The organism is Streptomyces sp. NPDC059003 (assembly GCF_042740445.1).
Taxonomy (GTDB): Bacteria; Actinomycetota; Actinomycetes; order Streptomycetales; family Streptomycetaceae; genus Streptomyces.
This window is the reverse complement of sequence record NZ_JBHYJH010000007.1, coordinates 48,949-69,419: the sequence shown is the minus strand read 5'-3', so window position 1 is coordinate 69,419 and position 20,471 is coordinate 48,949. Positions and strand designations below refer to the sequence as shown.

At 74.5% G+C, this 20,471-nt stretch carries 12 protein-coding genes and 1 pseudogene; 8 read left to right on the top strand and 5 right to left on the bottom strand.

The window, feature by feature from the left end:
- Nucleotides 1-3: 3 nt before the first annotated feature.
- From ACFWZ5_RS06090 to ACFWZ5_RS06060, 7 genes are all read left to right on the top strand, one after another.
- Nucleotides 4-735, top strand: coding sequence for a 4'-phosphopantetheinyl transferase family protein (locus ACFWZ5_RS06090; RefSeq protein WP_384788860.1), 732 nt, complete (start codon nt 4-6; stop codon nt 733-735).
- The gene (locus ACFWZ5_RS06085) at nt 732-2,033 is read left to right on the top strand and encodes an enoyl-CoA hydratase/isomerase family protein (RefSeq protein WP_384788858.1); all 1,302 of its coding nucleotides are present in this window, start codon (nt 732-734) and stop codon (nt 2,031-2,033) included. The genes ACFWZ5_RS06090 and ACFWZ5_RS06085 overlap by 4 nt, the downstream gene beginning before the upstream one ends.
- A 55-nt stretch (nt 2,034-2,088) precedes the next feature.
- Nucleotides 2,089-2,823 carry a thioesterase II family protein gene (locus tag ACFWZ5_RS06080; RefSeq protein ID WP_384788855.1) on the top strand — a complete coding sequence of 245 codons (735 nt, stop codon included), beginning with the start codon at nt 2,089-2,091 and terminating at the stop codon, nt 2,821-2,823.
- Entirely contained in the window at nt 2,820-6,776 is a 3,957-nt protein-coding gene (locus tag ACFWZ5_RS06075) for an amino acid adenylation domain-containing protein (RefSeq protein WP_384788852.1), read from the top strand. The genes ACFWZ5_RS06080 and ACFWZ5_RS06075 overlap by 4 nt, the downstream gene beginning before the upstream one ends.
- 94 nt (nt 6,777-6,870) lie before the next feature.
- Complete coding sequence (locus ACFWZ5_RS06070; protein WP_384788849.1) at nt 6,871-8,217, top strand: tetratricopeptide repeat protein; 1,347 nt, start codon at nt 6,871-6,873, stop codon at nt 8,215-8,217.
- A 63-nt stretch (nt 8,218-8,280) separates the two neighbouring features.
- Entirely contained in the window at nt 8,281-8,856 is a 576-nt protein-coding gene (locus tag ACFWZ5_RS06065) for a TetR/AcrR family transcriptional regulator (RefSeq protein ID WP_384788846.1), read from the top strand.
- 58 nt (nt 8,857-8,914) lie between these two features.
- The gene (locus ACFWZ5_RS06060) at nt 8,915-10,117 is read left to right on the top strand and encodes a GDSL-type esterase/lipase family protein (protein WP_384788843.1); all 1,203 of its coding nucleotides are present in this window, start codon (nt 8,915-8,917) and stop codon (nt 10,115-10,117) included.
- Nucleotides 10,118-10,154: 37 nt separating this feature from the next.
- Here the strand turns inward: ACFWZ5_RS06060 and ACFWZ5_RS06055 are convergent, their stop codons facing one another.
- The 4 genes from ACFWZ5_RS06055 to ACFWZ5_RS06040 form a co-directional block, all read right to left on the bottom strand.
- Nucleotides 10,155-11,435, bottom strand: a complete 1,281-nt coding sequence (locus tag ACFWZ5_RS06055; RefSeq protein ID WP_384788840.1) for an alpha/beta hydrolase family protein — start codon at nt 11,433-11,435, stop codon at nt 10,155-10,157.
- 120 nt (nt 11,436-11,555) lie between these two features.
- Nucleotides 11,556-12,857 carry a cytochrome P450 gene (locus tag ACFWZ5_RS06050; protein WP_384788837.1) on the bottom strand — a complete coding sequence of 434 codons (1,302 nt, stop codon included), beginning with the start codon at nt 12,855-12,857 and terminating at the stop codon, nt 11,556-11,558.
- Between the two features lie 43 nt (nt 12,858-12,900).
- Nucleotides 12,901-15,870, bottom strand: a complete 2,970-nt coding sequence (locus ACFWZ5_RS06045) for an amino acid adenylation domain-containing protein (protein WP_384788834.1) — start codon at nt 15,868-15,870, stop codon at nt 12,901-12,903.
- Nucleotides 15,871-15,986: 116 nt separating this feature from the next.
- Nucleotides 15,987-16,811, bottom strand: a complete 825-nt coding sequence (locus tag ACFWZ5_RS06040; protein ID WP_384788982.1) for a mycofactocin-coupled SDR family oxidoreductase — start codon at nt 16,809-16,811, stop codon at nt 15,987-15,989.
- A gap of 240 nt (nt 16,812-17,051) precedes the next feature.
- On the opposite strand from ACFWZ5_RS06040, the gene ACFWZ5_RS06035 reads away from it, so the two are divergent.
- A complete protein-coding gene (locus ACFWZ5_RS06035) occupies nt 17,052-19,778 on the top strand; it encodes a discoidin domain-containing protein (RefSeq protein ID WP_384788832.1) in 2,727 nt (908 codons plus the stop codon).
- 57 nt (nt 19,779-19,835) lie between these two features.
- Here the strand turns inward: ACFWZ5_RS06035 and ACFWZ5_RS06030 are convergent.
- A pseudogene (locus ACFWZ5_RS06030) lies at nt 19,836-20,471 on the bottom strand (hypothetical protein); the annotation flags it as partial.

Genomic DNA, 20,471 nt, shown 5'->3' with positions numbered 1-20,471 from the left:
CGCGTGCGCCACGACGCGCCGGGGCCCGACGAGGTCCGCATGTGGTGGATCGAGCCGGAGCCCCCATCGGCCGACGTGGGCCGGCAGGGCCGCGACCCGGGTTCCCAGGGCCTCGACATGGCCGCACTGGCCCCCGAAGAAGCCGCACTGGCCCCCGCAGAGGCCGCCCGCGCCCGGCAGATGACCGACCCCGACGCCCGCGCCGCCTACGTACGACGGCGCGGCGCGCTCCGGTCCCTGCTCGGCCGGTGCCTGGACGTGCCGCCGCGGGACGTGCGCCTCACCGTCGACGCGCACGGCAAGCCCGTGCTCGGCGACGCGGCGGCGCCGCTCGCGTTCTCCGTCTCCCAGGCCACCGGTACCTGGGCCGTGATCGCCCTCTGCGGGAGCGGACCGCTCGGCGTGGACGTCGAGTCGCACGACCAGGCCGTCGACGTCACCGGGCTCGCCCGCCGCTTCCTGCCGGACCTCGACCTCGACGGCGTGCCCGACGACGAGCGGCCCACGGCGTTCTGGCGCGCCTGGACCCACTACGAAGCGACGCTCAAGGCCGCCGGGGCCACGCTCGGCCACCGGCCGGGCCCTGCGGCCACGGCCCTGGCCCTGACCCGGCCGCCCGCACCGCGCGGCCACACCGTGGCCCTGGTGACGGCCCGGCCGCCCGCGACCGTGACCACCCGCCTGTACCGCGCGCCGACCGGGCGCGCCCCGACCTGCGAAGGGCCCCTTCGATGACCACGCGACACAGGAGCGTCCCGGTCCTCAGCGCCACCGGCGACTACCGGGCGGACAGCGCCGCGCTCACCTCGTACGTGGCCGCGGGCGAGGAACGCCTCGCCGAGCTGCCCCGCAAACCCGAACGGGATCCCGGCCGTGCCGAGGAGGCCGCCGCCGTCCGCGAAGCCGGACAGGCGGCCCGCGCGGCCTTCCTCCACGTCCACGCGGAGCGCCTCTACGACGACCTCACCGACGGGCGCCGCGCCCACCCGTCCCTGGCCGACCTCGCCCACGCCGCCGCCGACGCCCACCCCGGGCTGGTCCCCGACCGCGCACAGCTGAGGGGCGAGCGCGCGCTGCGGCAGGCCGACAAGGAGGGCCGCGAGATCGAACAGGGCCTGCTCTTCTGGAGCTTCCTGCGCCTGCCCGACGTCGGCACCCACCTCGTCCGCTCGCTGCTCCGGCCCACCCGCGCCGCCGAGGCCGCCCTGCCCGGCTACCTGCGCACCGGGCGCGCCGACCTCGGCCAGGTCCACGTCGAGCGCGACGGCCCGGCCGCCCTCGTCACCGTACGCAACCTCCCCTACCTCAACGCCGAGGACGACGGCACCGTGGCGGCCCTGGAGACCGCCGTCGACCTCGTCGCGCTCGACGACCGGGTGCGCGTCGGCGTCCTGCGCGGCGGCGAGATGACCCACCCGCGCCACGCCGGGCGGCGCGTGTTCAACGCGGGCGTCAACCTCAGCCACCTGTACGACGGCCGGATCTCCCTCGTGGACTTCATGCTGCGCCGTGAACTCGGCTACCTCAGCAAGATCCTGCGCGGCGACAAGCCCTGGCTCGCGCTCGTCGACGGCTTCGCCATCGGCGGCGGACTCCAGCAGCTCCTCGTCTTCGACGAGGTCATCGCCGCGTCCGGCGGGTTCGTCAGCCTGCCCGCCCTGACCGAGGGCATCATCCCGGGCGCCGCCAACCTCCGCCTGCCGCGGTTCGCCGGATCGCGGCTCACCCGCCGGCTGATCCTCGGCGACCTGCGCATCGGCACCGACGAGCCGGAGGCCCGCCTGTTCTGCGACCACGTCGTCAAGCCCGACGAGATGGAGCGCACGGCCGAGGCGTCCGTGGAGCGCCTCGCCGGCAGCGCGGTCGTGGCGAACCGGCGCATCACCCACGAGTTCGAGGAGCCCCTGGACACGTTCCGGCGGTACATGGCGGAGTACGCCCTGCAGCAGGCGCGCCTGCTGCACCACCCCGACCTCGTCACCAACCTCGAACGGTCCTGGATCCGCCGCGCAAAACGCCCCACCCCGGCCTGACCGGCGCCCACCCCGCCCCACGCCAGGCCCTGACCCACGAAAGGCACCGACCACCATGCAGCGCATCCCCGTGATCTGCCTGCCGTTCGCGGGCGCCGGAGCGTCCTTCTTCCGCCCCTGGCGCGAGCAGGCGTCCGAACGGCTCCTGATCGTGCCCGTCCAGCTGCCCGGCCGCGAGGAACGCCTCGACGAGGAGCCGTACGCGGACGTCGGCGAGGCCGTGGACGACCTCGTCCCGGAGGTCCTCGACGTCGCCGAGCGGTATCCGCGGTTCGTCGTCTTCGGGCACAGCCTCGGCGCCGTCCTCGCGTACGAGGTGACGCGGCAGCTCGCCGAAACCCTGCCGCCCGGGTCCCTGCACCTCGTCGTCAGCGGCTCACCGGCCCCGCACGAGCCCCGCACCCGGCGCGCCACCGGGCTGCCCGACGAGGAATTCCTGCGCCAGGTGCGGGACTTCGCCGGGTACGACCATCCGGCGCTCGCCGACCCCGGCGCGCGCGACCTCATCCTGCCGGTGCTGCGCGCCGACGTGGCCATGCACGAGAACTACCGGCCCGCTCCCGGCCGGGCGCCGCTCCCCCTACCGGTGACGTCCGTCATCGGCGCTTCGGACCACCTGGTCAGCAGGGAGCAGGCGGACCGCTGGCAGAGCGTGACGGCGCAGCCCCTGCGGAAGGCCGAAGTGGACGGCGGGCACATGTATCTGACCGAGTCGCCGAAGGACCTCCTCAGCCTCCTCGACGCCTCCGCCGGCGACGCCCTCGGCGACGTGAGGAGCCCGCGCCCATGAGCACCCCACAGCCCGAGCGGCTGCCGCTCTCGCACGAACAGGAGAGCCTGTGGTACCGGGAGGTGTTCACCGACCAGCCCGGGCTCACCAACGTCCCGGCCGCGCTGCGCGTCCGCGGCCCCCTCGACGTACCCGCCCTGCGCGCCGCCTGCGCCGACCTCGCCCGCCGCCACCCCGCCCTGCGCACCGTCTTCGACGCCGTCGGCGGTGTCCCGCGCCAGCGCGTGGACGACGACGCGCGGTGCGACTTCGCGGTCGCCGCCGCGCGCGACGACGCGGAGGTGCGGGCGGCGGGCCGCGCCGAACTGCTGCTCCCCTTCGACCTGCGCACCGGGCCACCGGTGCGGTTCCGCCTGTACCGGATCGCCGACGACCAGCACGTTCTGGTCCTGATCGCCCATCACCTGGTCATCGACGCGGCCTCCGTCGGCATCGCGCTCACCGACCTCGGCGAGCTCTACACCGCGCGCGTCACCGGCCGCGGGCCCCGCCTCGCCCCGCTGCCCGTCACCTACGCCGAGGCCGCCGCCCAGCAGCGCGCCGACGCCGACCCGGACCGGCTCGCCGAGCTCACCGCGTACTGGACGGACCGCCTCGACGGCGCGCCGCACCACGTGGACCTGGTCACCGACCGGCCGCGGCCGCGGCGCCGACGCGCCCTCGGCGGCGTCGCCAGGGACCGGCTCGCGCCGGAAACCGAGCGCGCCGTGCGGGACTTCGCGGCGCGGGCGCGCGCGTCGGACTTCATCGTGCTGCTCGCCGCGTTCCGCGTCCTGCTGTGGCGCTGGACGGGTCAGCGCGACGCGCTCGTCGGCGCGCCGATCAGCGGCCGCGCGCAGCCCGGCACCGAGGACGTCGTCGGCTTCTTCATCAACATGCTGGTCCTGCGGGCCCCGCTCGAAGGACGGATGACGTTCCGGCAGGCCGTGGCGGCCGAACGGGACGCGGTCCTCGGGGCCTTCGACCACCAGGACATGCCGTACTCCCGCCTGGTCGCCGCCCTCCAGCACAGCCGCGACCCGGCGTCGTCGCCGCTGGTCCAGGTGACGTTCTCCTACCGCCCCGACGACGCGCCGCCGCCCGTGCTCCCCGGCCTCGACGTCACCGACTTCGACCTGGAGGGCACGTCCCTCCAGTTCGACTTCGTCATCGAACTCCTCAAGGACGCCGAGGGCATCGAGATCCTGTGCGGCTACAACGAGGACATCCTCGCCGCCGACAGCGTCGCGGCCACCCTCGCGCGCCTGCCCGTGCTGCTCGCCGCCGCCGTCGCGGACCCCGACCGGCCGCTCGCCGACATCCCCTGGCTCACCCGCGCCGACCACGACGCCGTACGCCGTGCCGCAGCCACCGACCTGCCCGGCACCGACGAGGCGGACGGGATCGTGCCCGCCTTCCGGCGCTGGGCCGCGCGCACCCCGGACGCGGTCGCCGTACGACACGGCGAACAGACGCGCACCTACGCGGAGCTGGACGGCGAGAGCGACGCGCTCGCTGCCCGGCTGCCGCGTGCCGCCGCCGCGGACGAGCCGGTCGTCGGCGTGCTGCTCGACGACCGCGGCGCCCTGCCCGCCACGCTGCTCGCCCTCGCCAAGGCGGGCCGCGCACTGCTGCCCCTGGACCCGGCCCACCCGCCGGAGCGGCACGCGTACACCCTGAAGGACGCCCGGGCGACGGCCCTGATCACGGACCGGCCGGACCTGACGTACCCGGGCGTCGAAATCGTCGCGCCGACGCCCGACGGACCGTCGTCCACACCTGACGGGCCCGCCGGCGCCCCGGCGCCCCGACCGGATCCCGACCCGGACTCCCTCGCGTACGTCCTCTACACCTCCGGCTCCACCGGCCGCCCCAAAGGCGCCGGGATCACCCACCGCGCCCTCGCCAACTGCCTGCGGGACGCCCGCGACCGCCTCGGCATCGGCCCCGGAACGCGCATGGGCAGCGCCTCGACGGTGGCCTTCGACATCGGCGTACTGGAGCTGCTGCTGCCCCTCGGCGCGGGCGCCGAACTGGTCCTCAGCGAGGCGCACCGGCGCGGCGACGGCGCCGCGCTCGCCGCGTTCCTGGCCGAGCAACGGCCCGACGTCTTCTTCGCCACGCCCGCGCTGTGGGAGATGCTGCTGCTCGCGGGCTGGCGCGGCGACACCACGCTGACCGCGCTGACCGGCGGCGACGTCCTCGCGCCCGCGCTCGCCGGGCGCCTGCGGCCGCTCGTCGGCGCGCTGTGGCAGCTGTACGGGCCGACCGAGACGACCGTGTACTCCACCAGCGACCCCGTGCCGCCGGGTCCGGGGCCCGCCGTGCTGCCCGTCGGCCGCCCGGTGCGCAACACCACGGCGTACGTCCTCGACGCGTCCCTGCGCCCCGTGCCGCCCGGCGTCGTCGGCGAACTCTGCCTGGGCGGCGCCGGCCTCGCCCGCGGCTACACCGGACGGCCCGCGCTGACCGCCGACCGGTTCGTGCCCTCGCCGTTCGGCCCGGACGGCGCCCGGCTCTACCGCACCGGCGACCGCGCCCGGCTGCTGCCCGACGGTCGTATCGAACTGCGCGGCCGCGACGACGACCAGGTGAAGATCAACGGCCATCGCATCGAACTCACCGAGATCGAGGCGGTGCTGGGCGACCACGACGGCGTCGGCGCGGCGGCGGCCGTCGTCCTCGGCGCGGAGTCCGCCCGGCGCGTCGTCGCCTGCGTCGCCGCCGCGCCGGACCGGGACGCCGCCGGCCTCACCGCGGCCCTGCGCGCGCACGCGGAGCGCCGGCTGCCGGTGACGATGCTGCCCGCCGCGTACGTCGTGCTCGACGAGCTCCCCGTCACGGCCAACGGCAAGGTGGACCGCGCCGCCCTCGCCGACCGCGCCGCCCGGCACGGCGGCGCCGACGCCCGCCGCACGGGCGCGCCCCCGACGACCCCGCACGAACGGCTCGTCGCCGGCATCTGGGCCACGGCCCTGGACGCGCCGGACCTGACCGTCGACGACGACTTCTTCCGGCTCGGCGGCAACTCGCTGCTCGCCGCGCAGGTGATGAGCCGCCTGGAGCAGGCGCGCGGCGTGCGCGTCCCCATGTCCACGCTCCTGGAGGTGCCGACCGTCGGCGGCTTCGCGGAACGGCTGCGGCGCGCGGAGGAGGCCGCCACGGCCGCCGGGTCCACGCGAACCCCTGACGCCGGGCCGCGCGACGCCACGCCCCCGCGGGACCCGGGCGCGGCGATGACCTGGCTGCGCCGGGGCTCCCGCACCCCCGTCCTGGCGCTCGCGCACCCGGTCGGCGGCGCCGCGCTGTGCTACCGGGAACTCGTCGCCGCGCTCGACGGCGACTGGCAGGTGTGCGCGTTCGAGTCGGCGGACACCGAGGGCCGGTCCGTGCCGGAGGCCGCGGCCGCCTACGTGCGGGAGCTGCGCGCGCGGACGGACGGCCCCGTGGTGTACGCGGGCTGGTCGCTCGGCGGGCTCCTCGCGTACGAGATGGCCGCGCAGGACCAGCGGGCGGGCGGCGACGTGACCGCCGTCCTCGCCGTGGACACCGCGACGCCCGACGCCTTCGACTGGGACGCCGAGCTGTCCCGCAACGCCCAGCTGCGTGGCTTCGTACGCGATGTGGCGCGCCTGGCCGGTGTCCGCGTGACGCCGCCCGACGAGCTGTGGGCCGCGCCGGTGGACGAGGTGTTCCGCTGGCTCGTCGGCGCGGTCGGCTTCGGCGACGTGGCCGGGATGGAACGCCGCTTCCGGATCACCGACGCCGCCCTGCGCGCGGCCAGGGCGTACGCGCCCCGGCCTGCCGACGTGGAACTGCACTTCGTGGAGGCCGACGAGGAGACCCCCAAGTCGGAGGAGTGGCTGGAGCTCGCCGACACCGTGACGGTCACGACGCTGCCCGGCGACCACTACCAGGCGATCACGGGGCCGAACGCGGCCCGCCTCGCCAAGCTCTTGCTCACCTTGGAATGACGGCTTCGGGCGCGCTCGCACGGGGCAGAGATCAGTACGGCACGGGGCGAATCGGCAGGAGGACACAGTGGTCACGGACCGGCACGCATACGCGATGACGCACACCGGCGCCGACGCCGCGCTCCACTACGAGCAGGCGCTCGACCACCTGCTGTACTTCCGCGAGGACGTCGCGGCGGCGGCCCGGGCGGTGCTCGACGCCTCGCCCCGGTCCGCCATGGGCCAGGTCTTCGGGGCCTACCTCGGCCTGCTCGGCACGGAGGAGAAGGACGCGGCCGAGGCGGCGACGGCCTTCGAGGCGTACCGCGGGGACGTGCACGCGGCCGACCTGACGCCGCGTGAGCGCATGCACGTCGAGGCCGCGTCCCTCTGGCTCGACGGCGACATGCACCAGGCGGGCCGGGTCCTCGCCGAGCTCGTCGTGGCGCACCCGAAGGACGCCCTCGCCCTCGCGGTCGGCCACCAGATCGACTTCTTCACCGGCAACGCGGTGCTGCTGCGCGATCGCGTGGGCGGCGCGCTGTCCGCCTGGGACCCGGACGATCCGCACTACGGCCTGCTCCAGGGCATGTATGCGTTCGGCCTGGAGGAGGCCGGGCACTACACCCTGGCCGAGCGCGTCGGCCTGGACGCCGTCGAACGCAACGCGCGTGACGTGTGGGGCATCCACGCCGTCGTGCACGCCTACGAGATGCAGGGGCGGTACGAGGACGGCATCCGCTACCTCGACGCCCGCGCGGACGACTGGTCGAGCGGCAACTACCTGAACGTGCACAACTGGTGGCACTACGCCCTGTACGTCCTGGAGACCGGCCGTACGGACAAGGTCCTGGACGTCTACGACGCCGCCGTGCACCACGACGGCTCGGCCGGGGCGGCGATGGAGCTCCTGGACGCCGCGTCCCTGCTCTGGCGCCTCTACCTGGCGGGCGTCGACACCGGCGGCCGCTGGCCCGCGCTCGCCGACGCCTGGGCGCGGCGCGGCGACGGCGCGTACTACGCCTTCAACGACGTCCACGCCGTCATGGCCCACGTCGGGGCCGACCGCCTGGCCGACGCCGAACAGCTCATCCGCGACCGGGAGGCCTGGCTGCGGGACGCGGGGTCGGGACGCCCCGGGCTCTCCAACGTCCCGATGACCGCCGAGATCGGCCTCCCGGTGTGCCGGGCGCTCGTGGCCTACGGGCAGGGGCGCTACGACGACGCGGTCGACCTGCTGCTTCCGCTGCGGCACCGGGTCCACACCTTCGGCGGCAGCCACGCCCAGCGGGACGCCGTGCAGAAGACCCTGGTCGAGGCGGCCCTGCACGCCGGACGCCACGACCTGGCGCGCACGCTCCTGAGCGAACGCGTCAACCTGCGTCCCCGGTGCCCCTACGACCAGGACGCGTGGGCACGGCTCGCGGCGCAGTGGAGCGCCACGGAGGGCACCTATAGCTGAAGATGATTTGCCTAAAGCTTTTAGGTAACTGCATAATCCTCTCAGGTGAACGAGAGGATGAGCATGGCGCGCGCAGGGCTGACCGCTGAACGTCTGGCCCGGGCCGGGGCGGAGCTCGCCGACGAGGTCGGCTTCGAGCAGGTGACCGTCTCGGCGCTCGCCCGGCGGTTCGACGTCAAGGTCGCGAGCCTGTACTCGCACGTGAAGAGCTCCCAGGACCTCAAGGTCAGGATCGCCCTGCTCGCCCTGGAGGAGCTCGCGGACCGGGGCGCCGCCGCCCTGGCCGGGCGGGCCGGCAAGGACGCCCTGGCCGCCCTGGCGAACGTCTACCGCGACTACGCCCGCGAGCACCCCGGCCGCTACGCCGCCGCCCAACTGCGGCTCACCCCCGAGGAGGCCGCCGCCAGTGCGGGCGGCAGGCACGCCCAGATGACGCGGGCGATCCTGCGCGGCTACGACCTGACCGAGCCGGACCAGACGCACGCCGTCCGGCTCCTCGGCAGCGTCTTCCACGGCTACGTCAGCCTGGAGCTCGGGGGCGGCTTCAGTCACAGCGCCCCCGACTCGCAGGAGACCTGGACGCGGGTTCTTGACGCTCTCGACGCCCTGCTGCGGAACTGGCCGGCGCCGTCCGCGTAGTCGAGCCGGTCCACGTAGTCCATGTACAACCCGCCCCATTGATCAACAGGTTGAGGCCATGCACACCACCCCCCACGACTGGATCACCACACCCGTCACCATCGACCTCCTGCGCGGCGCCATCGAGGTCGAGCACACCGAGCACGGCGCCCTGCCGCACCGGCTGCCCGCCTGGGCCCGCGCCCAGAACACCGACGGACAGCTGGCCATGGCCGAGTCCCAGCCCTCCGGCGTCCGCCTCGCCTTCCGCACCCGGGCCACCGCCGTCGAGCTCGACACGCTGCCCACCAAGCGCGTCTACGTGGGCGCCCCGCCCCGCCCGGACGGCGTGTACGACCTGTTCGTCGACGGCCGCCTGACCGGCCAGGCCAGCGCGGTGGGAGGCAACACGCTCACCATCGACATGACCACAGGCACCGTTGAGCACCAGGCCGGGCAGCCCGACACCCTCCGCTTCACCGACCTGCCCGACGGCGTCAAGAACATAGAGATCTGGCTGCCCCACAACGAGACCACCCACCTCGCCGCCCTGCGCACCGACGCCCCCGTCGAGCCCGCACCGGACCGGGGGCGCAGGACCTGGCTGCACCACGGCAGTTCGATCAGCCACGGCTCGGACGCCGCGAGCCCCAGCGCCACCTGGCCCGCACACGCCGCGGCGCTCGGCGACGTCGACTTGATCAACCTGGGTTTCGGCGGCAGCGCCCTGCTCGACCCGTTCACCGCCCGCACAGTGCGCGACACCTCCGCCGACTTGATCAGCGTCAAGATCGGCATCAACCTCGTCAACGCCGACCTGATGCGCCTGCGTGCCTTCACCCCCGCCGTCCACGGCTTCCTCGACACGATCCGCGAAGGCCACCCCACGACACCGCTGTTGGTCGTCTCGCCGATCCTGTGCCCCATCCATGAGGACACGCCGGGACCCTGCGCCCTGGACACGTCCACCCTCAGCACCGGGCAGCTCCGGTTCCGGGCCACCGGCGATCCGGCGGAGCGCGCGAGCGGCAAGCTGACGCTCGGCGTCATCCGCGACGAACTCGCCCGGATCGTGGCACAGCGCGCGGCCGACGACCCGAACCTGCACCACCTCGACGGCCGCGACCTCTACGGCGAGGCGGACGCCACGGAACGGCCGCTGCCCGACGAGCTCCACCCGGACGCCGCCACCCACCGCCGCATCGGCGAACGCTTCGCCGCACGCGCCTTCACCGCCGACGGCGCGTTCGCGAGCCCCCCTGCCTCACGCGCTGAGAAATGACCGCGGCGCGCGCCAGGTCGAGGTCGGCGAGGGCGGGTCATCGGTTGCCGCCCGTCCGGAGCGTGCTGAACCAGTGCACCACCTCCGCCGTTCCCTGCACGTTCGAGCCGAGGTGCCGTGACTTCTGGTGGTCGACGGCGCCGAGGTCGACGACCGGCACCCCAACTCCCTTCTTCCGGAAGGCCGCAGCGCAGTTGGCCGTGTTCCGGGCGGTCGCCTGCTCATCGCCCTGTGCCATGTAGAGCCGAATCGGCGCCTTGGGCTTCCAGTCCTTGCACACGCTGTCGGTCCTCCGCAGCCCGGCCGCGAGGCCGCCCCTGGGCCGGGCCAGCAGGTCGCGCCCGTGCGGCGTCAGCAGTTCGTCCAGCGTGCGGGGCAGCGCGTTGAGCATCTGCGGGCCGGTGTGCATACCGTCGAACAGCTCCTGCACGCCAGGGTCGCGGAACACCTCGCCCGGGTTGTCGTACACATCCTGGACGCGGTCGAAGGCGACCAAGGTGTACGCGGCGTACACCGCGCGCCACCTCGGCTCCAGCTCACTGTCGCTCGCGAGCAGCGCCGGGAGCTCCGCACCCCCGAAGTCGTAGGCCCCGCTGATCGGGGCGAGGGCGCCGAGCCTGAAGTACCGGTCCTCGCCCGCCTGGAGGGCCCTGCCGAGCCCGAGCGCAGCCGACGCGCCCTGCGAGAAGCCGGTGGCCAGGACGTCACGGTCCAGGGAGCGTGCGGTGCGCGGGGCGAACTGGCGGGCGGCGCGGAGCAGATCGAGGGACGCCGTGGCTTCGGACGGCACGTCCATCCAGGGGTGCTTGCCCGGGCCCGTGCCCATGCCGAGGTAGTCGGGCGCGACGGTGGCGAAGCCCGCGGAGGCGTACGCGATGGAGGGGCCGGTCAGGAACACCTTCCGCTGCATCGAGGGCGCGTCGACGCGGTGGACGCCGGTGCCGTGGGCGAACGAGACAGTCCGCAGCCGCCCTTGAACCCCGCGCGGGACGGTGAAAAGACCACTGGCGGTGGCGGGTTGGCCCTTCGCGTCGACGGTGCGGTAGACGAGCCGGTACGCGTCCACGCCGTAGTCGGCGGCGCCGGGGTCGTACCCGGAGGCGGTGAGCTCGGCTGCGGAGTCCTTGGCCGACGTGAGGGTGTAGAGCAACTCGGCGGAGAGCAGGGTGCCGCGTTGGGTGGCGGCGTTGGCGGAGGGCGCGGCGGACGTCCCCGATTCGGCGCCGGCACTGACGACGCCCGCCCCGGCGAGGATCGTGGCGGCGACGACGGCTGTGGTGACTCGGCGGTGGCGGTGCGAGGTTCGAGCGACGGACACGGTACGGGCTCCCTCAACTGCGGCGGATTCGAAGTGAGGTCAGCCTCCATCGGGAGCGGCGGCGGACGCACTGGTGCACACCCCCGGGCGCGGGGGAGGGGTAGACCCCGGGTGCCCCCGTCATGCCGGTGTCAGCGGCGACAGCGCGCTGAGGGCCTCGGCGTGCCCCGGCTTCAGGACGGTGCGTACCGGCAGGCTGCGGATGCCCGCGATGAAGTTCGACGCCAGGTGTTCGACGGGTCCTGCGGCCTCGAAGTGGTCGACGGTGTCGCGTACTTCTTCGAAGAAGACCTTGAGGGCGAGGCGGGCCATGGGGGCTCCGATGCAGCGGTGGGCGCCCACGCCGAAGGCGATGTGTTTGTTGGGGTTCCGTGTGACGTCGAAGCGGTAGGGGTCGGGGAAGGCCGACTCGTCGCGGTTGGCCGAGCCGAGCCAGACCACGACCGCTTCGCCCTGGCGGATGCGTACGCCGCCGATCTCCGTGTCGTGCAGTGCGTGGCGCAGGAAGTGGTTGGCGGGTGACGACCAGCGGAGCACTTCTTCCACCAGGGCGTCGGTGGTGCCGTCGTCCTGCCAGCGGCGGAACTGCTCGGGGTCGTCGACGAAGGCGAGCACCCCGGCGTTGGCCGCGTGGGACGTGGTGACGGTCGCGCCGAGCAGCACGCTGTAGAGGTTGTACATGCGCTCCTCGCGGCTGAGTGGCCGGTCGTCGACCTGCGCCCGCACCACCGCGCCCGTCAGGTCGTCCCGGTCCTCGAAGTCGCCGCGGCCGATCTCGCCCATGAAGTACGCGAAGATCTCGGCGTGCGCCCGCTCCAGGCGCCGGGCGGCCTCCGCGCCGTTCTCGCCCTCCGTCACGCCCGGGTCCTGGTCGGCGATCGCCACGTACGCGAAGCGCTTCAGGCGCGCCCACTGTGCGCGGTCGATGCCCATGAGCAGTGCCGTGAAGGCGATCGGGTAGAAGGCCGTCGCGGCCGCGAGGTCGAACGGCTCGCCCGCCGCGGCCGGGGCGACGCAGCGCCGCGCGAGCTCCCTGAGCTGCGGTTCGAACCGCTGGATCGCCGCGGTGGAGAAGTACGCGTTGATCTGCCGCTTGATGGCGGTGTGGCGCGGCGGGTCGGTGACCGCGAGCATCTTGCCGCCCGCCCGGTCCCTGGTGCCGAGCACGGTGAGGAGGTTGCCGTGCTCGGACGAGAAGGAGCGGAAGTCCCGCAGCACCTGGCACACGTCGTCGTAGCGGGTCACGGACCAGAAGCCCCGCTCCTCGTCGACCTGCTGCCAGTGCACGGGCGCCTTGGCGCGCAGCGCACGCCACGCGCCGTGCGGGTCGCCGGTGGCGTAGAAGGCGGGCGAGAACAGGTCGATGGACGCGGGGTCGAGGGTGTCGATGTCGACGTGCTGGTGCTCGGTCGTCAGACGCATGCCGCTCCTGGGGTACGTGTCCTGGGTCCTGCGGGGACGTGGCCTAGGGGAGGTCGAGCAGTCGGCCCCGGCGGGCGGGCCGGGCGGTGGGGCGTCGCGCGGGTGCGCCGTCGGTGCCGTCGGTGCCGTCGGTATCGGCGGTGAGGAACTGGAGGAGGCCCCGCACCGTCGGCGCGCGATACAGGTCGCGCACGGACACATCCGGCAGGGCGCGCTCGCGCAGGGCGGCGGACAGGCGCACGGCGAGCAGGGAGTTCCCGCCGAGCGCGAAGAAGTTGTCGTCGAGGCCGACGGGCGTATCGAACAGGTCCGCCCAGAGGGACAGGAGCAGCGCGCCGCGCTCCTCGTCGACACCGGCGGCCATGGATGCCTGCGTGGGTGCGGGCGCCACCGCCCTGGTGGGCGGCGGCAGTCGGGCCGCGTCCAGCTTGCCGTTGGCGGTGAGCGGCAGCGCGGACAGGGGAGTGACGGTGCTCGGCACCATGTACTCCGGCAGGAACCGGGCGGCCACGCGCCGGATGTCGGCGGCGAGCGCCATGTCGGAGGCGAGCCCAATGTCAGCGGCGAGCTCACCGGCGCCGGACGCGCCGATGGGGAGCGCGCCCCTGCCGTCGGCGTCCGGCGCCAGCACGACGTACGCGTCCAGGCGTGCGCTCTCCGTCCCCGGCCCCGCGACGGTCACGGCGGCGTCCCGCACCCGCGGGTGGTCGAGCAGCGCGGCGCGCACCTCGCCCAACTCCACGCGGAAGCCGCGCAGTTGGATCTGCGCGTCGAGGCGCCCCAGGTGTTCGAGGGTGCCGTCCGGGAGGAGCCGCCCCCGGTCGCCGCTCCGGTAGCCGCGGCGGCCGGTGTCCGGGTCGGTCACAAAGCGCTCGGCGGTCAGCTCCGGCCGCTGGTGGTAGCCGAGGGCGAGCCCGGCGCCGCTGACGTGGATCTCGCCCGCCACGCCGACCGGCAGCGGCCCGCCCCGCGCGTCGGCGACACGCACCCGCCAGCCGGGCAGCGCGCGGCCGACGGACCGTGAACCGGCGAGCGCGTCGGCGCGCGTGACGGTGTGCGCCGTGACGTGCACGGTGGTCTCGGTGATGCCGTACATGTTGACCAGGCGGCAGCGGCTCGGCGGATGCCGGTCGAACCACGGCAGCAGCGCGCGCGTGTCGAGCGGCTCCCCGCCGAAGACGACGAGCCGCAGCGCCAGCGCGGTGCCGTCGCCCCGCCGGCCGAACTCCTCGTCCGCCCGTGCCAGTTGACCGAACGCCGACGGCGTCTGGCTCAGCACGGTCACGCCGCGCCCGGCCAGCAGCGCCCGGAAGTCGTCCGGCGCGCGCGACACCCAGTACGGCACCACGACGAGGCACCCTCCGGTGAGCAGGCAGCCCCACATCTCCCACACGGAGAAGTCGAACGCCGCCGAGTGGAACATGGTCCACACGTCGTCGGGCGTGAGGCCGAAGTCGTCGGCGGTGGCGTCGACGAGCGCGGTGACGTTGCGGTGCGGCACGACGACGCCCTTGGGCTTCCCCGTGGAGCCGGAGGTGTAGATGACGTACGCCGGGTCGTCGGCGCTCCCGGCGTCCGGGGCGGGCTCGTCGGATCCCCCGAGCAGGTCGGCCACGTCGTGCCGCGGCACCTCCAGGCCGTCGGGTACGTGCTCCGGGCCGCCCACCATCAGGACGGGCGCGGCGTCGCGGATCAGATAGCGCAGCCGGTCCGGCGGCTGGGACGGATCCAGCGGCACGTACGCCGCGCCCGTGCGCAGCACCGCGAGGAGCACCACGGGCAGGTCGGCGGACCGGTCGAGGCACACGCCGACGCGGGTGCCGGGACCCGCGCCCGCGGCACGAAGACCGGCGGCGATCCGGCGTGCGCGCAGGTCCACTTGACGGTACGTGAGGGGGTCGCCGTCGCAGACGACGGCGGGGCGGTCGGGGTGCCGTGCGGCCTGCTCGGCGAAGAGGGCGGGCAGGGTGGCCCCCTGGCGGGGGCCGGGCGCGCAGGGGGCGTCCGCGGCGAGCAGGTGCGCGCGCTCGTCCGCGTCCAGGAGTTCGAGGTCCGCGAGCGGGCGGTCAGGAGCCGAGTCCGCCAACTGGCGCAGGGCGTACGTCAGGTGGCGGGCGAAGCGCTGGACCGCTTCGGGCGCGCACCAGTCGGCGCGGTGCAGGAAGTGGAGCGTCAGGGTGCCGGTGTCGGGCCCGGTCACGGGGCAGATGGTCAGCGGGTGGGGCGGGGACCGGTACGGCAGGTGGTCGATGAGGTCGGCGCCCGGGCCGCCGGTCGGCGCCGGAGCGGGGTGGGCGAGCGCCACGCCGGACGTGGGCCGGGCGCGCGCCCCGGCGCCCAGGGCGTCGGCCACGGTGTGGTCGTCCGGTGCGCCGCCCTCGTACCGGGAGAGGACGAACTCCACGGCGGCGGACAGCAGCGGGGAGAGCCGCTCCCCGGTCGGCTCGGTGAAGTGGACGGCCACGGTGTGCCGTTCCGGTCCGGAGCCCGGCCTCCCGAAGCCCCATGGGGGAGGGGTCCCGGCGCCGCCGGTCGAGACGTCCGGCGCGAGGGCGTCCCCCGCCCTTGGCATGCCGGGGCCCTCGGCATCCGGCATGCCGGGAGCCTCGGCATCCGGCGCGACGGAGTCCTCGGCCCCCGGCACACCGCCGCCCCCGGCATCCGGCACACCGCTGCCCCGGGCATCCGTCACGGCACCGCCCTCGACCCCCGGCACGGCCCCCCGCACCACACCCCCCAGATCCACCCCGCCCCGAGCCGTCACCACCACGTCCGTGACCCCGTCCGCGTACCGCAGCAGCACCACCCGGTACGGCGCGGACGGCCCCGGCGGACGCCGCAGTTCCCGCTCGCGCCGCCGTACGGCCGCGGCGCATCCGGAGTCGTAGGGCACCGGCTCGTCCCACACCCGCACCCCGGACGGCAGCGCGGCCGTGCCCGCCCGCGGCCGGAACCCCCCGCCCGCCCGCAGCCGGAACACCGCACCGCCACCGCCACCGGCCCCGTCACGCATCCCCGGCCCCCTCGTCGTGTGCCGAACCTGCCTTGTCGCGTGCTGAACCCGCCCGATCGTGGGCCGGCCCCGCCCCATCGCGTGCTCACCCCGCCCCATCGCGTGCCCACCCCGCCTCACCGCGTGGTGAACCCGCCGTCGACCGGCAGCACCGTGCCCGTCACCTGCCGGGACGCGTCGGACGCCAGCCAGACGGCGGCCGCGGCGACGTCCTCCGGCTCGATCAGCCGGTTCATCGGCTGGCCCTGCGTGAACAGGGCCTCGTGGTCCGCCGCCGGGACGTCGAGCGAGCGGGCGATCTCGGCGAGCATGCGGCCCTCCATCCGCTCGTCGTCCCGCACGGAACCGGGGCACAGCGCGTTCACCCGCACCTGGAACGGCGCGTAGTCGAGGGCGCAGGCCCGGGTCAGGCCGACGAGTCCGTGCTTGGCGGCGACGTACCCGGCGAAGTGCCGGTAGCCCACCATGCCCGCCGTCGACGAGACGTTCACGACGCTGCCGGAGCGGCGGGCGATCATCCCCGGTACGACGGCCCGGGTCATCCGGAACGCCCCGGACAGGTCGACGTCCAGCATGAACTGCCACTCGTCGTCCGTGATGTCGTGTACGGCCTTGCCCGAAGGGGCCGCGACCCCCGCGTTGTTGACGAGGACGTCGAGCTGCCCGAAGCGGGCGAGGGCCGCGTCGACGGCGCGCGTGACGGCGCCGGTGTCGCGGACGTCGGCGTGCGCGCACAGCACGGCCGCGCCCTGGGCGCGGCACAGCTCGGCGGTGTGCTCCAACTGGCCCGGCGTGCCGAGCGGATAGCCCACGGACGGCACGTCGGCCGCGATGTCGAGCAGGACCAGATCGGCGCCCTCGGCGGCGAGCGCCACGGCGCAGGCCCGGCCGAGTCCCCGGGCGGCCCCCGTGACGACCGCGCACTTTCCGTCGAGCCGCAATCCGTCGAGCCGCAAGCCGCTCCCCTTCCCGCACCGGCAGTACGCCGCCACTGGCCCATCGATCATGGCACGGGCAGTTCGGACCGGCCAGAGCGTGATCAGGGGGAGTACTGTGCGGCCCGGTGGCGTAATCTCCGCTTCCTGTATTCGGGACTTGATCGTTCCTGCACGGTCATTGACGGGGATCGTTCACAAAATTTATGGTCCGTGGACTCGCACAGATCACCATGACGGAGAACAATGACGTACTCCCTGGTTTCCCGGCCGTACGCCGCCCGGTTGTCCGCGGCGCTGCTCGCCGGAGTGCTCGTCGCCGCCGTGCCGCCGGTGGCCACCGCCACCTCGCAGCCGTCCGCCGCGTCCGCCACGGGCACCCAGTGCCGCGAGGGCGACGGCTGGACGCTGGACAGCACCCGCATCGACCCCGAAGACACCCACCACGCCTTCGTCGGCAACGGCTACCTGGGGCAGCGCGTGGCGCCCAACGGGGCCGGCTACACCGACAGCGACGCCAAGACCGGCTGGCCGCTGTTCACCCCGCGCTACGACGGCTCCTTCGTGTCCGGCCTGTACGCGCACAACAAGCAGACCGCGGGGGACCGGCAGGCCGTCGCCGCGCTGCCCACCTGGACCCCGCTCACGGTCAGCACCGGCGGCCCGGGCGCCGACACCTTCAACTCTTCGACGCCGCCCGGCCGGATCTCCGCCTACCGCCAGAGCCTCAACCTGCACTGCGGCCTCGTCCGCACCACCCTGACCTGGACGGCGTCCGACGGCCGCCGCACCGACCTGGTCTACGAGGTGCTCGCCGACCGCACCAACCCGCACGTGGGCGCCGTACGCCTGAAGCTGCGGCCGCACTGGAGCGGCGAGGCGACCGTCACCGACCTGCTCGACGGCCGCGGCGCGCGGCGCGTCCAGCAGACCGGCGGCGGGGACCGCACCCGCGGCGAGCGCCACGGCCGCCCCGGGCCGACCATGGACGTCGCCTTCCGCACCGACGGCACCAAGGTCGACGGAGCCGTGGCCTCCACACTGCGCACCGGACACGGCGTGCGCGACGCACGGGAGCAACGGGCCGACGGAGCCAGGAAGCTGACGGCCCGCCAGGCGCTCACGCTGCCGGTCCGCAGCGGCGAGTCCTACGAGCTCACCAAGTACGTGGGCGTCGACACCGCCCTCACCTCGCGCGCCCCGCGCAAGGACGCCACCGCCGCGTCGCGGCGCGCCGCGGAGCGCGGCTGGGACGCCCTGCTCAAGTCCCACAGCGCGGCCTGGGCGCGCCTGTGGCGCAGCGACATCGAGGTGGCCGGCCGGCGCGAGCTCCAGACCTGGGTGCGCTCCGCGCAGTACGGGCTGCTCTCCAGCACCCGCAAGGGTGCTGGGAACAGCATCGCCCCGGCCGGTCTGACCAGCGACAACTACGCGGGTCTGATCTTCTGGGACGCCGAGACCTGGATGTACCCCGGGCTCCTCGCGACCCGGCCCGAGCTCGCCAAGTCCGTGGTCGACTACCGCTACCGCACGCGCGCGAAGGCCCGTGAGAACGCCCGCGACTTCGGCTACAAGGGGCTCTTCTACCCCTGGAACAGCGGCAGTTCGGGCGACCTGGCCAAGGAGTGCCACAGTGTGGACCCGCCGCACTGCCGCACCCAGATCCACCTCCAGGCCGACATCTCCCTCGCCACCTGGCAGTACTACCTGGCCACCAAGGACACGAAGTGGCTGCGGGAGCGCGGCTGGCCGGTGATGAAGGGCATCGCCGAGTTCTGGGCGGGCCGCGTCAGCCGCAACGCCGACGGCAGCTACTCCATCAAGGACACGGCCGGGCCCGACGAGTACAGCAACGGCGTCGACGACGCGGTGTTCACCAACGCGGGCGCCGTCACGGCCCTGCGCAACGCCACGCGCGCCGCGCGGCTCCTGGGCGAGCAGGCCCCGGCCGAGTGGGCGTCGATCGCCGACAGGATCCGCATTCCGTACGACAAGCAGCGCAAGGTCTTCGAGCAGTACGACGGCTACCAGGGCAGCAAGATCAAGCAGGCCGACACGGTCCTGCTGATGTACCCGCTGGAGTGGCCGATGCCCGAGGGCGCCGCGGCCGCCACGCTCGACTACTACGCGCAGCGCACCGACCCGGACGGCCCGGCCATGACGGACTCGGTGCACGCCATCGACGCCGCCGGGATCGGCGAGCCGGGCTGCTCCACGTACACGTACATGGAGCGCTCCATCAGGCCCTTCGTGCGCGGCCCGTTCGCGCAGTTCTCGGAGGCCCGCGGGGAGAAGGCGGGCGCCCACGACCCGCTGGCGGGCTCGCCGGCGCACGACTTCCTGACCGGGAAGGGCGGCTTCCTGCAGACGTTCACCAACGGTCTGACCGGGATGCGGATGCGGGAGGACCGGCTGCGCCTGGACCCGATGCTGCCGCCGCAGCTCGCCGACGGCGTCACGCTGCGCGGCCTCACCTGGCAGGGCCGCACGTACGACGTCGAGCTCGGCGCCGAGCACACCACGGTGCGCCTGACCGACGGCGAGCCGATGACGCTCGACACGCCGCAGGGCAAGCAGGTCGTGAGCGAGGACGCCCCGGCCGTCCTCAAGACCCGCCGCCCGGACCTCGCCCCGACCGACAACGCGGCCCGCTGCACGCCCGCCAAGGCCTCCTCGGAGGAGCCCGGCATGTACGCGGGCGCCGCGGTCGACGGCAACACGGCCACCTCCTGGGTCCCGGACGCGGCCACCGGCACCCTGACGGCGGACCTCGGCGAGCCGGTCCGCGTCAAGAAGGTCACCCCGACGTGGACGAGCGTCAAGCCGGTGTCGTACGACATCCAGGTGTCCGTGGACGGAGAGCACTGGAGCGACGTCGACGAACCGCGCGTCGCCCGGTACGTGCGGGTGACGGTGCGCGGTGAGGCGGGGGCCAAGGAGCACCCGGGCATCGCCGAACTGACGGTGCAGTAGGTCTCGGTACGCACCCACCAGGACTGCCTCCCGGCGCACGTGGACCCCGCCCCTGACTCAGGGGCGGGGTCCACGTGTGTGCCCGTCCCGCTGCGCTGTTCGGTGCACGCCGCTCACTCGTTCGCAGCCCTTGATCATCTCAAGTCGGAAAAATCGGATAAACAGATCTTGCTTTCCGGCTGGAACGGGACGGTGCAGCCCGCCGCACCCGACGTGAAGGGGTCTCTCGATGCGACACAGCTTCAGACGGCGTGCGGGTGTCCTCCGTTGGCCGCGTGGCGTGGTGACGCTCGCCGCCGGTGCGGCCGCCCTGGTCGCGCCGCCCGCGGCCGCGGTCACGGCGGTGACGCTGGGGGCCCGGCCGGCTCCGGCGCCGTCCGGCTCGGCGTCCGCGCAGGCGTCGCCGTCGGCAGCTGCGCAGGCGTCCCCGTCGGTGTCGCCGTCTGGCTCGCCCTCGCCCTCGGTCGCGGCGCCCGAGCCGTCCGATGACGCCGCGTCACCTCGCGTCGCCGCCTCGCCGTCACCCTCCGCGTCCCCCTCGGCTTCGGCGTCGGCCCCACCGCCGTCGCCCTCGGCACCGCCGTCCCGCGCGCCCTCCGGTTCGCCGTCGCCGTCGGCTTCGACAGGCGGCACGGGCACGACGGCCCGCAAGGGACCGCAGGCTCCCTCGCACGCGGCTCCGCCCCCGCACGC

Bases quoted from the DNA above. Each gene is read 5' to 3' on its own strand.
- ACFWZ5_RS06075 (WP_384788852.1), top strand. From the start codon at position 2,820: ATGAGCACCCCACAGCCCGAGCGGCTGCCGCTCTCGCACGAACAGGAG.
- ACFWZ5_RS06050 (WP_384788837.1), bottom strand. From the start codon at position 12,857: ATGCGTCTGACGACCGAGCACCAGCACGTCGACATCGACACCCTCGAC.
- ACFWZ5_RS06085 (WP_384788858.1), top strand. From the start codon at position 732: ATGACCACGCGACACAGGAGCGTCCCGGTCCTCAGCGCCACCGGCGAC.
- ACFWZ5_RS06080 (WP_384788855.1), top strand. From the start codon at position 2,089: ATGCAGCGCATCCCCGTGATCTGCCTGCCGTTCGCGGGCGCCGGAGCG.
- ACFWZ5_RS06035 (WP_384788832.1), top strand. From the start codon at position 17,052: ATGACGTACTCCCTGGTTTCCCGGCCGTACGCCGCCCGGTTGTCCGCG.
- ACFWZ5_RS06070 (WP_384788849.1), top strand. From the start codon at position 6,871: ATGACGCACACCGGCGCCGACGCCGCGCTCCACTACGAGCAGGCGCTC.
- ACFWZ5_RS06065 (WP_384788846.1), top strand. From the start codon at position 8,281: ATGGCGCGCGCAGGGCTGACCGCTGAACGTCTGGCCCGGGCCGGGGCG.
- ACFWZ5_RS06060 (WP_384788843.1), top strand. From the start codon at position 8,915: ATGCACACCACCCCCCACGACTGGATCACCACACCCGTCACCATCGAC.
- ACFWZ5_RS06045 (WP_384788834.1), bottom strand. From the start codon at position 15,870: ATGCGTGACGGGGCCGGTGGCGGTGGCGGTGCGGTGTTCCGGCTGCGG.